Source organism: Polaribacter sp. ALD11 (assembly GCF_002831685.1).
Classification (GTDB): domain Bacteria; phylum Bacteroidota; class Bacteroidia; order Flavobacteriales; family Flavobacteriaceae; genus Polaribacter.
In genome coordinates this window covers 1,643,019-1,656,331 of record NZ_CP025119.1, presented here as the reverse complement: position 1 = coordinate 1,656,331, position 13,313 = coordinate 1,643,019, and the positions used below count along the sequence as shown (strand labels likewise).

General features: G+C 31.4%; 10 protein-coding genes. 3 read left to right on the top strand and 7 right to left on the bottom strand.

Features of this window, described 5'->3' with window-relative positions; genetic code table 11:
• Positions 1-54: 54 nt before the first annotated feature.
• The 5 genes from CW731_RS07380 to CW731_RS07360 form a co-directional block, all read right to left on the bottom strand.
• A complete protein-coding gene (locus CW731_RS07380; protein WP_100946117.1) occupies positions 55-1,671 on the bottom strand; it encodes a dihydrolipoamide acetyltransferase family protein in 1,617 nt (538 codons plus the stop codon).
• Positions 1,672-1,674: 3 nt separating this feature from the next.
• Positions 1,675-2,664: a pyruvate dehydrogenase (acetyl-transferring) E1 component subunit alpha gene (gene pdhA, locus CW731_RS07375; protein ID WP_100946116.1), complete on the bottom strand. Its 990-nt coding sequence runs from the start codon at positions 2,662-2,664 to the stop codon at positions 1,675-1,677.
• Between the two features lie 130 nt (positions 2,665-2,794).
• The gene (locus tag CW731_RS07370; RefSeq protein WP_100946115.1) at positions 2,795-3,466 is read right to left on the bottom strand and encodes a hypothetical protein; all 672 of its coding nucleotides are present in this window, start codon (positions 3,464-3,466) and stop codon (positions 2,795-2,797) included.
• A 79-nt stretch (positions 3,467-3,545) separates the two neighbouring features.
• Positions 3,546-4,214, bottom strand: coding sequence for a M15 family metallopeptidase (locus CW731_RS07365; RefSeq protein ID WP_100946114.1), 669 nt, complete (start codon positions 4,212-4,214; stop codon positions 3,546-3,548).
• A gap of 30 nt (positions 4,215-4,244) precedes the next feature.
• Complete coding sequence (locus CW731_RS07360; protein ID WP_100946113.1) at positions 4,245-5,006, bottom strand: DUF1206 domain-containing protein; 762 nt, start codon at positions 5,004-5,006, stop codon at positions 4,245-4,247.
• 429 nt (positions 5,007-5,435) lie between these two features.
• On the opposite strand from CW731_RS07360, the gene CW731_RS07355 reads away from it, so the two are divergent.
• Entirely contained in the window at positions 5,436-5,882 is a 447-nt protein-coding gene (locus CW731_RS07355; RefSeq protein ID WP_100946112.1) for a peptidylprolyl isomerase, read from the top strand.
• A gap of 137 nt (positions 5,883-6,019) precedes the next feature.
• Here CW731_RS07355 and gcvP read toward each other — a convergent pair whose 3' ends face one another.
• Positions 6,020-8,857 carry an aminomethyl-transferring glycine dehydrogenase gene (gcvP, locus tag CW731_RS07350; RefSeq protein ID WP_100946111.1) on the bottom strand — a complete coding sequence of 946 codons (2,838 nt, stop codon included), beginning with the start codon at positions 8,855-8,857 and terminating at the stop codon, positions 6,020-6,022.
• A gap of 190 nt (positions 8,858-9,047) precedes the next feature.
• Here gcvP and CW731_RS07345 point away from each other — a divergent pair, with 190 nt between their 5' ends.
• Together CW731_RS07345 and serA are read left to right on the top strand one after the other, a co-directional pair.
• Entirely contained in the window at positions 9,048-9,872 is an 825-nt protein-coding gene (locus tag CW731_RS07345) for a hypothetical protein (RefSeq protein ID WP_100946110.1), read from the top strand.
• Between the two features lie 135 nt (positions 9,873-10,007).
• Positions 10,008-11,900, top strand: a complete 1,893-nt coding sequence (gene serA, locus CW731_RS07340) for a phosphoglycerate dehydrogenase (RefSeq protein WP_100946109.1) — start codon at positions 10,008-10,010, stop codon at positions 11,898-11,900.
• A 216-nt stretch (positions 11,901-12,116) separates the two neighbouring features.
• Here the strand turns inward: serA and CW731_RS07335 are convergent, their stop codons facing one another.
• Positions 12,117-13,304, bottom strand: a complete 1,188-nt coding sequence (locus CW731_RS07335) for an SH3 domain-containing C40 family peptidase (RefSeq protein ID WP_100946108.1) — start codon at positions 13,302-13,304, stop codon at positions 12,117-12,119.
• Positions 13,305-13,313: the final 9 nt, after the last annotated feature.

The following is a 13,313-nucleotide window of genomic DNA, read 5'->3' as shown; positions in this document are numbered from 1 at the left end:
TAAAAAAAAGCTCGCAAACTGCGAGCTTTTTTATAAAATATAGTTTTAAAAAGCCTAAGCTAACATTGTAACTGGGTTTTCTATAAACGTTTTTAAAGTTTGTAAAAATTGAGCTCCAACAGCACCATCTACAGTTCTATGGTCGCAAGTTAAAGTCAATTTCATAGTATTACCAACAACTATTTGTCCGTCTTTAACAACTGGTTTTTCAACTATTGCACCAACAGATAAAATAGCTGAGTTAGGTTGATTGATTATAGAATTAAAATTTTCGATACCAAACATACCTAAGTTAGAAACAGTAAAAGTACTACCTTGCATATCTGCAGGAGCTAATTTTTTATTTCTTGCTTTACCAGCTAAATCTCTAACACCTGCACCAATTTGAGTTAAACTTAATTGATCTGTGTGCTTAATAACAGGTACTAATAACCCATCATCAACAGCAACAGCAACCCCTACGTGAATATGGCTGTGATAAATTGTGTTTGCATCTGTCCAAGATGTATTAACTTGTGGATGCTTTTTAAGTGCCATTGCACATGCTTTTACAACCAAATCGTTAAATGATACTTTAGTTTCTGGAATTGCATTTATGGTTTTTCTAGAAGCCATTGCATTGTCCATGTCAACTTCAATATTTAAGCTGAAATCAGGTGCAGAAAATTTAGAATTACCTAAAGATTTTGCAATTGCTTTACGCATTTGAGAATTCTTAATTTCTTCAGATTTTTCTTCACCAGCAGCAACAAAATTTGTAGCGGGAGCAGCAGGGGTAGAAGTAGTAGCTTCGGCAGTTTTAGCAGCAGGAGTATAGTTTTCTACATCCTTTTTAATGATTCTTCCGTTTTCACCAGAGCCATTAATATCTGCTAAATTAATTCCTTTATCAGAAGCAATTTTCTTAGCTAATGGAGAAGCAAAAATTCTTCCACCATTACTATTCGTAGTTGTATTTGAAGATTTTGTTTCTTCCGCTTTAGCAACAGGTTTTTCCTCTTTCTTTTCAGAAGTTGAAGCAGCAGGCTTTTCTGAAGAAGCACCACCATTAGCAACTAATGCAGAAACATCCGTACCAGCAGGACCAATAATAGTTAATAAACTATCTACAGGCGCAGTTTCTCCTTCTTGAACACCAATGTATAAGATGGTTCCTTCATAGAAACACTCAAATTCCATAGTTGCTTTATCTGTCTCAATCTCAGCAAGCATATCACCTTCCTCAACAACATCTCCAACTTTCTTTAACCATGTAGACACAGTTCCATCAGTCATTGTATCACTTAAACGAGGCATTGTAATTACTTGAACTCCATCAGGAATTTCAACTATATTCTCTTCGGGTGTAGTTTCTTCTTCAACATCATCTTCTTCTGTCGTTTCCGTTTCAGAAGTTTCTTTACTACCATTTAGAATTTCAGAGATATCTTCACCTTCTTCACCTATAATAGCTAATAAAACATCAACCGGAGAAGTTTCTCCTTCTTGAATACCAATATGTAATAAAGTTCCTTCATGGAAAGACTCAAATTCCATTGTTGCTTTGTCAGTTTCGATTTCAGCTAGAATATCACCTTCTTCAATTTTATCTCCAACATTTTTTAACCATTTTGCCACAACACCTTCTTCCATGGTGTCGCTTAATCTGGGCATATTTATAATTGTAGCCATATCTTAACTTATAAAAGGATAATCTTCTTGTTCATATACCATATCATACATCTGTTGAATTTCTGGGTAAGGAGATTCTTCTGCGAATTTCTCACACTCGTTTACTCTAGCTTTTACGTCTTTATCAATAGCTGCTATTTCTTCTGCTGTAGCGTATTCGTTTTCTTTAATAACATCTAAAATTTGTGTTATTGGGTCTATTTTTTTGTACTCTTCTACTTCATCTTTGGTTCTGTAGTGTTGTGCATCTGACATTGAATGACCTCTATATCTGTAAGTTTTCATTTCTAGAAAAGTAGGGCCATCTCCACGTCTTGCTCTCTGTATTGCTTCATCTACTGCTTCAGCAACCTTTATAGGATTCATTGCGTCAACTGGTCCACAAGGCATTTCATATCCTAAACCAAGTTTCCATATATCGGTGTGATTTGCTGTTCTTTCTACAGAAGTTCCCATTGCGTAACCATTGTTTTCAACAATAAAAACTACAGGTAACTTCCACAACATTGCCATGTTAAAAGCTTCATGTAAAGAACCTTGTCTTGCAGCACCATCACCAAAACAAGTTAATGTTACAGCATCACTTCCTTTGTATTTATCTCCAAAAGCAATACCTGCTCCTAGAGGTATTTGTCCACCAACAATTCCATGACCTCCATAAAAACCAAATTCTTTAGAAAAAATATGCATAGAACCACCCATTCCTTTAGAAGTTCCGGTTACTTTTCCAAACAATTCTGCCATCACCTTTTTAGGATCTTCACCCATACCAATTGGTTGTACATGATTTCTGTAAGCAGTAATCATTTTATCTTTAGACAAGTCCATTGCATGCAGAGCACCAGCTAAAATTGCTTCTTGACCATTATATAAATGTAAGAAACCTCTTACTTTTTGTTGAATGTAAACTGAAGCTAATTTGTCTTCGAATTTACGCCAAAAAAGCATGTCTTTGTACCAGTCTAAATAGGTCTGTTTGGTAATTTTTTTCATTCTTTATGATTATTGTTTGATGTAAAATATATATGATATTTTTATATAATGCAAATACAAAAATAACTGTTTTATATAGAATAAAAAAACTTGATTTTATGAATTTAACTCTAACGTTTTCGTAGCTTGTTTATTTGTCTTTTGCTATGACTAAAGTAGCCTTCGCATCTGTAGCTAAATTCCATTCATTTGAAGATAATAGTATGCCGGTATCATTGTATATTTTAAATGCAGCGGTGTTAGGACCAGAAGTGCCTTGATTTAATGCTACAAACGAAATTTTATTAATACCTACTTTTAAAGGAATTGTAAAACTTTGATATTGTTGTTTTAAAACAATATTTATTACAACGGGTACGTCATTTACCATAATTGTAACTCTATCACCATCAGGGTATTGAAAGTCTCTACAAATAATATTTACACTACCAGAATTTGTTCTAAAACTGCCTAAGTCTTGATCTATTACAGGATAAATATATTGACCATTTATTTTTTTAAAGGCTTTTAAAAAACGAGCTTCACTTATTTGTTTCTGTGTAATGATGCCTTTATTATTTAATTTTTCTTCTTCCTGACTCTTTTTTAATTTTTCTTGCTCTTTATCAAACGCTTTTTTAAAACCGTCATTTCCATGTAATTCAATAGAATTAGGTTTTTCTACAGCTTTAGAGTTCTTAAAAACAATAGCTTTTATCTTTCCCTTCTCTTTAGTACCATTACCTTTATCTAACTGAGCAACAAAAGTTGTTGTAGATAAAAGGCAAATTATGAAGGTGAAAATTTTAATTTTATATTTCATTTAGAATAAATTTCTAACCATTTTAAAGCAAATATAATGCCGATTTAAATTGAAGATGTGTAGATTTTGTTAAAACTTATTAATTAACAAGAAAGTTGAAATAAGTATTTCTAAAGGGCTCATTTCTTAAAGTAAAATGCCACCATTCATTTTCGTATGGTTTAAAGTTATTTGCTAACATTATTTTGCGAAGCAACATTCTATTTTCTTTCTGTTTTTTTGAAATATTTTTATAGGAATAATGAGATTGAGTTCCGAAGAAATCATAAGAGCTTCCCATGTCTAGTTCTTTACCTGTTTTAGAATTAATAATTGTTAAATCTACTGTACTTCCTCTAGAATGACCCGATTTTGAAGCAATATAACCTTGTTTAAAAAGTTTCGATTTTGAGACGTTTGGGTAGTATTGATTCTTCATTAAAGTGTCATTCAAAACTTTTGCCCATTTTACAAAATGATTTACGGCTTGTTGTGGTCTGTATGCATCAAATATTTTAAGACCTAAACCTTTTTTTAATAATTCTTGTTGAATTTTTTTAAGCAATTTAGCAGCTTCCGAAGATACTATAATACAATTGCTTTTGTAGCCATCTATAGGTTTTCCAATAAAATTATTAGAAGAAAGGTAACGCAATTCAATTTCTATAGAAGGCACTATACTATCTAAATAGACAAAACCTTTAGGTATGTTTTGAGAGAAGTTAACAAAACTAATTCCTAACAAGATAAATAAAATTAATTTTTTCATACATCAAAAATACATAAAAAACAGTAATTTTTAATACTCACTATATCTTGCGTAAAAGTATTGGAAAATACCATAGAGTAGAAAACCTAATGCCATAATTGCCATTAAAATGTTTCCAAAACTAAGGTTGTGTAAATAGCTAAACATTTCTTGGGTGCCTTTTATTTTTTCTGCATTTTCCTCTGAAGCAGCCTTAAAAATAAACCATGCAAATATTAAAAACGAAATTCCTCTAGATAAAATACCATATTTACCAGTTGTTTTCAAAAAAGTAAAAGATTTAATGTTTGCATTTTTTTCTATGTATTTTAAATATTTTTTTTGATAAACGATGTAAAATTGATTTAAAGCAGATAAAAAAATAATACTAGCAATTACATAGATAATATAATTACCAATTTCTAATTGTAAAACTTTTGCAGCTAAAGTTTTCTTAGAGACTCCTTCTTTAGGTTGATTAAAAACTTTATATAAAATAGAGATAGCAAACGAACCATATATAACTCCTCTTATAAAAAAATCGAGCATTAGAAAATATTTAGAAAAATTAGCTCCTTTTTTGATAACAAAATAAGATTTATAAAAACGCCAAACGGAATATGAAAACATGCCTAAACCAACAATTAATAAAAGGAATTTTCCAAAAACCTGACTTTCTAAAAAAGAGATTACTCCATTTTTATCAGATACTTTTCCACCTAAATTTAAGGCAGCTAAAAAAGTAAGGATACCTAAAATTGCGTAAACAATTCCTTTTGTAATAAAACCAAATTTTCTAATTTCCTGAATCATAAAATGTAATTACTGCGAATTTAGATTAAAAGAAGCGGATTCTCTTTAAAATTGATTTTATTAAGAATCATCGCAAATCGATAATTTTCTCATGTTCACTAATTTTTAATTAAATGAAGAGTTTTTTTTTATAGTTTTGACATAAAGGTTCTGTTTTTTTATTTCAACTGACATATTTACTGATTGTATTATTTTTTTTTTGATATTATTTTGAATTCGTTTATAAAGCTATACTTTGTTACTATCAAAGAATCACAGCGTGTTTATTGTGTTTTAAACGCTTCTAGTTTGTAAGATTGTAAATTCTTATTCTAGGTTTTTACTTCTTTGGCTTGATTTTGGCGGCTAATGTTAAAGTAAGTTTAAACTAAAATATTTGCAGTGTAATAATTACGCAAAGAGTATTTTTTAAAATTAAATAATTATAGTATGAGTCAAGTTAAAGAGAACAACACAGTAAAAGTAAATTATACAGGTAAATTATCTGATGGACAAATTTTCGATACTTCTGAAGGAAAAGAGCCAATCGAATTTACTTTAGGTCAAGGAAGATTAATACCTGGTTTTGAAAAAGGATTAATCGATATGAAATTAAATGAAAAAAAGACTATCACAATCGTTAAAGAAGAAGCGTATGGAGAAGTTAATAAAGATTTAATTCAAGAAGTGAAGAAAACTGAACTTCCTCAAGATATGGCTCCAGAAGTTGGTATGGGCTTAGTTTCTAAATCTCCAGATGGTCAAGAAATGAACTTAATGGTTGTTGAAGTTAAAGATGAAAGTATTGTTATAGATGGAAACCATCCTTTAGCTGGTAAAGATCTTATCTTTGATCTTGAAGTTGTTGAAATTAAAGAAACAGAAGTTACAGAATAAAAAGAACTATTTTTTATAGATTATCTAACAGCCCTTACTTTTAAGTAAGGGCTGTTTTTTTTTGAATAAAAATATAATGCAAAAAAACCACCTCTATTTGAGGTGGTTTTAAAATATCTATTTGCAAAAAATTACTACTACATATAATCTTCAATTGGGTTACAAGAACAAATTAAGTTTCTGTCTCCAAAAGCATCATCGACTCTTCTTACCGTTGGCCAAAATTTGTTGTCAGCAATATATTCTAAAGGAAAAGCTGCTTGTTTTCTAGAGTAAGGCAATTGCCAATCATCAGAAGTTAGCATTTCTTGCGTGTGAGGTGCATTTTTTAAAGGATTGTTAGCATCCTCTTTTGTTGCATTTTTAATTTCTTCACGAATAGAAATCATTGCATCACAGAAACGGTCTAATTCAGCGATACTTTCAGACTCTGTAGGCTCAATCATCATGGTTCCACCAACTGGAAAAGAAACTGTTGGTGAGTGGAAACCATAATCCATCAAACGTTTAGCGATATCTACAACTTCAATTCCGTTTTGTTTAAAGTCTCTACAGTCAATAATCATTTCATGCGCTGCACGACCTTTTTCTCCTGTATATAAAGTAGAATAATGTTCTCCCAAACGCTCTTTAATATAGTTTGCATTTAAAATTGCCATTTTTGTAGAATCTGTTAACCCTTTAGCTCCTAGCATAGTAATATACCCGTAAGAAATTAAGCAAACCAAAGCAGAACCCCAAGGAGCAGCAGAAATTGCTGAAATTGGACTTTCTCCTCCTGTCTTAATAATAGGATTTGATGGTAAAAAAGGAACTAATTGTGGTGCAACACAAATAGGACCAACTCCAGGACCACCACCACCATGAGGAATAGCGAATGTTTTATGTAAGTTTAAGTGACAAACATCTGCACCAATTGTTGCAGGGTTAGTTAAACCAACTTGAGCATTCATATTTGCACCGTCCATATAAACTTGTCCGCCATTGTCATGAATAAGCTGTGTAATTTCTTGAATTGCACTTTCAAAAACTCCATGAGTTGAAGGGTAAGTTACCATTAAAGCAGCCAAATTATCTTTGTGTAAAATTGCTTTTTCACGCAAATCTTCTACATCAATATTACCTCTTTCATCTGTTTTGGTAACCACAACCTTCATTCCTGCCATAACTGCTGAAGCAGGGTTTGTACCATGTGCAGAAGCTGGTATCAAGCAAATATTTCTATGTGCATCATTATTTGATTGATGATATGCTCTAATAGTCATTAAACCAGCAAATTCACCTTGTGCACCAGAATTTGGTTGCAGAGAAGTACCAGCAAAACCAGTAATAATATTTAATTGATGTTCTAGGTTTTTTAAAATCTCTTGGTAACCTTCTGCTTGATTTAATGGGACAAATGGGTGAATGTTCCCCCATTGTGGATTACTTAAAGGTAACATCTCTGAAGCTGCATTTAGCTTCATTGTACAAGAACCTAAAGAAATCATAGAATGATTCAACGCTAAATCTTTGCGTTCTAATTTCTTAATATATCGCATCATATCTGTTTCAGATTGATACGTGTTAAAAACTTCGTTCTCTAAAAACGACGTATTTCTCTGTACGTTTTTCGGAAGAATTTCTGTAGTTTCAGCTATTTTTTTATTTTCTATATTAAAAGCTTCTTCAAAACAAGAGATTATTGCTCTTAAAGATGTAGAGTCAATAGTTTCATTAATAGAAATCGAGACATGGTTTGCATCGACATAATTAAAGTTAATGCTTTTTGCTTCTGCAACTGTTCTTAATTTTTCTGCTTCAACCTCAATCAAAATAGTATCAAAATAAGCAGCATTCAATTGTTTGAAACCTAAGTTTTCTAGAGTATTTGCAAGTGATTTTGTGTGATTATGCACATTGTTTGCAATAAATTCTAGACCATCTTTACCGTGGTAAACAGCGTACATTCCTGCCATAACTGCTAATAAAACCTGCGCAGTACAAATATTAGAAGTAGCTCTTTCACGTTTAATGTGTTGTTCTCTGGTTTGTAAAGCCATTCTTAAAGCACGCTTTCCATCTGTATCTTTGGTAACACCAATAATTCTTCCTGGAATACTTCTTTTATAGGCTTCTTTAGTTGCAAAATAGGCTGCATGAGGGCCTCCGTAACCTAAAGGGATTCCGAAACGCTGTGTAGTTCCTACAACAACAGATGCGCCAAATTCTCCTGGTGCTTTTAATTGTACTAAGGATAAAATATCGGCTGCAACCGCTATTTTTATGTTGTTATCATTTGCTTTTGCAACAAATTTCTCGTAATCAAAAATTTGCCCAAATTTCCCAGGGTATTGTAAGATTGCTCCGAAAAATTCATCACCAAAATTAAAATCTTCATGATTTCCAACGACTAACTCAATACCAATTGGAGTTGATCTTGTCTGTAATAAAGATAAGGTTTGTGGTAAAATTTCATCAGAAACAAAAAATTTATTAGCACCTGCTTTTTTCTTTGCACGTTCTCTAACATCATATAATAAAGCCATTGCTTCTGCAGCAGCGGTAGATTCATCTAATAAAGAGGCATTTGCTAGCTCCATTCCTGTTAAATCGCAAATCATCGTTTGGTAATTTAACAACGCTTCTAATCTACCTTGTGCAATTTCTGCTTGGTAAGGTGTGTATGCTGTGTACCAACCTGGGTTTTCTAAAATATTACGCTGAATTACACTTGGTACAATTGCTTCATTGTATCCTAAACCTATATAGCTTTTAAAAACCTTATTTTTTTCTGAAAGTGCTTTTATATGCGCTAAATACTGGTACTCGCTCATAGCGGGTTCTAAATCTAAAGGCTTTTTTAGCAGAATGTTGTTAGGTACAGTTTCATCAATTAATTGCTCTAAGTTATTAGCTTTAATAGTTGCTAACATTTTTTCTTGTTCCTTTTTATTAGGACCAATATGTCTACGTTGAAACGAATTTGTATTCATTTATTTAGTTTTGTTACCGATTTATTTCAATCGATTTAGTGTTGTTTATTATATTTTCAAAAAAAATAAGAATTTTTGACTTTTCAAAAATAAGAATTAAATAAATTAATTGCTGTCTGAAAATGAATAAAAAGAAGTTAATTATTAACCAAAAAATGAATGTTATGAACAGAAATGTTATTTTTGTTTTATGAGGTTTTTAAAGTTATTTTTTAATTTTTACATAAATTCGAGTATTCATGTAGGTTTAGCGGTTTATGCGTTTGTTAGGATAACGGAACAATACTTTGAACTTCCTTATAATGAAGATTTAGATTTATTTATTTTTTTCGGAACAATTACAGGCTATAATTTTGTGAAATATGCAGGTGTTGCAAAACTGCATCATAGAAGTTTAACCTATAATTTAAAAATAATTCAAGTATTTTCTTTTTTTTGCTTTTTAGCAATGTGTTATTATGCATATCAAATTCCTAGTAGAACGTTGCTTTATGTGGTTCCTTTTACACTACTTACGCTTTTATATGCAGTTCCTTTTTTAAGCGGATTTCATAAGAGTTTGCGTGAGGTGAGTTATTTAAAAATAATAGTAGTAGCAATTGTTTGGGCAGGTTTTACGGTTTTAATACCTTGTGTAGATGCTGGTAAAGAAGTTTCATTAAATAGTATTTTATTGCTATTGCAACGTCTTCTAATTGTGGTGGTTTTAATTTTGCCTTTTGATATTAGAGATGTAAAATATGATGTTATTTCTTTACAAACCATTCCAAAGAAAATTGGTATTGAAAAAACAAAAAGACTGGGTTTAGGGTTGATGGTTTTTGCCTTGTTAATAGAATACGGAATCAACACAAATGCTTTTTCTAAAAACGTGTTTATGATTTTCTTTTTTTTGGTTTTAGTTTTCTTAATGAGGTCTAAGATCAATCAATCTAAATACTATAGCTCTTTTTGGGTAGAATCTTTGCCTATAATTTGGTGGCTACTCCTTTTAGGATTCCGTAATTTAGGATAATTTTAAAGATGTTTTTTGTCAACTTGAAAGTTATTGGCAGGTATTTTAGAAGATATCATAAAACTTTAGATTTGCTTTCTGTTATCCTACTATATTTGTAGATTTACAGTGAATAAATCAACTAAGATTTTAAAAATGATTACCACTAAAAGAAATTATATTTTCGATTTTGACAGTACATTAACAAGGGTAGAAGCTCTGGATGTTTTGGCGGAAATAACTTTGAAAGACAATCCTAAAAAAGACGCTATAATTCAAGAAATTATAGATATTACCAATTTAGGAATCGATGGTGAAATCTCATTTACAGAGTCTCTAGAAAGAAGAATCCAATTATTAAAAGCGAATAAGGCAGATTTAACTAACTTAGTAGTCGCTTTAAAAAAGCAAGTTTCTAAATCCATAGAAAGAAATAAAGAATTTTTTGCAGATTTTGCTAATGATATTTATGTTATTTCCTGCGGATTCAAAGAATTTATAGATCCTATTGTAGAAGAATACAATATACCTTCTGAAAGAGTGTTCGCAAATACGTTTGAGTTTGCAGAAGACGGTAAAATTATTGGCTTCGATGCGAATAACCCATTGTCGAAACACAACGGGAAAATTCAATGTTTAAAAGACATGAATTTAGAAGGAGAAATACAAGTAATTGGAGATGGTTATAGTGATTATGTAACTCGAGAAGCAGGTGTAGCAGATACCTTTTTTGCATACACAGAGAATGTTTCTAGAATAAAGACAACAGAAAACGCAGACCATATTGCTCCGAATTTAGATGAATTTTTATACATAAACGATTTGCCAAGAAATATTTCATACCCAAAGAACAGAATTAAAATTTTATTGCTAGAAAACGTACATCCAGATGCTTTTACAAAGTTATCTACAGATGGTTTTACAGTAGAAACAGTTTCTAAGAGTTTGTCTGAAGACGAATTAATAGAGAAAATAAAAGAGGTACACGTTTTAGGAATTCGTTCTAAAACAAACGTAACCAGAAAAGTAGTAGAAGCAGCCGAAAAATTAATGGTGGTAAGTGCATTTTGTATTGGTACAAAACAAATAGACTTAGAAGCTTGTAAAGAAAATGGAGTTGTTGTTTTTAATGCTCCTTATAGTAACACACGTTCTGTGGTTGAACTGGCTATTGGAGAAATTATTATGTTAATGCGTAGTGTTTTTCAAAGAAGTACAGAAATTCACAACGGACAATGGAATAAAACAGCAGAAGGTTCTAGAGAGGTTCGTGGTAAAAAACTAGGAATTGTAGGTTATGGTAATATTGGTAAGCAATTGTCTGTTTTAGCAGAAGCTTTAGGAATGGATGTGTATTATTATGACGTAGAAGATAAGCTATCATTAGGAAATGCAACGAAAATGAATACTTTAGAAGCGTTATTAGAAATTTCTGATGTAGTTACATTGCATGTAGATGACAATGCTGCGAATAAGAATTTCTTCGGTGAAAAAGAAATCTCACAAATGAAAGATGATGCACATTTAGTGAATCTTTCTCGTGGGTTTGTAGTAAATATTGGAGCTTTAGCTGCGGCTTTAAAAAGCGGGAAATTAGCAGGTGCCGCGGTAGACGTATATCCTGAAGAACCAAGGAAGAATGGAGAATTTCTTACAGAATTAAAAGGATTACCAAACGTAATTTTAACACCACATGTTGGTGGAAGTACAGAAGAAGCACAAAGAGATATTGCAGATTTTGTGCCAAGTAAAATTATGGCATATATTAATTCAGGGAATACAGTAGACGCTGTAAATTTTCCTAATATTCGTTTACCAAGACAAACAAAAGCACACCGTTTTTTACATATTCATAAAAATGTACCAGGTGTTATGGCGAAAATTAATAAGGTTTTAGCAGAGTACAACTTAAATATTACAGGGCAATATTTATCTACCGATCCAAAAGTAGGTTATGTAATTACAGATTTAGACAAAGAATATAATATAGAAGTAATAGAAGAATTAAGAAAAATAGAAGGCACTATTAAGTTTAGAGTGTTGTATTAGTAGCGTTTTTAATCTTTTATAATACTAGACCTCACAGATTTATAAAACCTGTGAGGTCTTTTAATATGCTGTTATTAATAAGAGATTATTAGGGTTGAGATTGCTTCGTACCTTGCAATGACAGTCCGTAGGAAGTGATACATTAAGTGTAAAAATATTTGCTCAGCGAAACTCTGCGAAAACTATTTGTGTGTCTCAGCGAAATAACAACACTAATTATAACTTCATTTTCTCCTTCAAATCAATAATATCTTTATCTTTAATACCTAGATAACGCTTACTCCCTAAATAACGATTCTTATTAAACTCGTCATAATTAGCTTGCAAAGAATCCATAGAACTAAGATGTACATTTCCTGCAGAATGAATAAATTCCATTTTATTATTTCCTAACCAAATACCAACATGGGTAACACGTTGGTTTTTTGTTGTCGTTGCTTTTGTTCCGAAGAACAATAAGTCTCCTTTTTCTAAACCATCAAAAGTTAAATTCGCATCTACCGTTTTACCCGCATTTATTTGCTGAGAAGCATCTCTAGGAATTATAAAACCATTCATTAGATACACCATTTTTGTGAAACCACTACAATCTATTCCTTTGGAAGAAGTTCCGCCCCATAAATAAGGGAAACCTTCTAGTTTTTTAGCTGCAATTTCTATATTCTCTTTAGAAGGTTGCAGTTTTTGCAGCCAATTTTTATACACAATTCCTTCACTTTTTTTAATAAAACCAGTTCTGTTATCAGGGTATTTAACTTCATAAAAAGAAGCGTCTTCAGATAAATACTTTAAAAGTCCGCCTAAAGTAATATCAGAAACAATCGTTGAGTTGCTGTTTCTTTTAGCATACACATACCCGAAATTTTTCGTGAAAATCACTTTTTTAGAAGCATTCCAAGTATCAAATTCACCTTTGTTCATTCTATAAATTCCGCCTCTATCTACCCAAGAAATATAGCTGTCCGGAGTTTGAATTCTATAGAAATCGCCTTCTTTATCTAAAATTTTTAAAGACATTCCAAGCAAACCTTGTGTTCCTAATTCTGCAGAATGTTTTGGTGCAGAACGAATATTAATTACAGAGTTTCTAGCAACGGCAAACATCTTATTGCCAACAACTGTGTCTGGTAAAACACGAATGTTATTTATAAACTGCACATCTAAAGATTTTAAACTATCTAATAATTTTTGATACCCTTCTTTAGAATCTGTCATACCAGATGCAATAATTTTATCATCCAAACTATCAAATTTTATATCAAAAATAGCCACTCTTTTATCTGGTGCATATTGTGCTTTTATGCTTTTATTTACACCTTCTAGACCTGTTACTCGAAGAGAATTATTACTACAAGAAACATATAAAAAAATAGTTAGTAGTGGTATTAGTTTTTGAAATTTCATTGTTTTGGT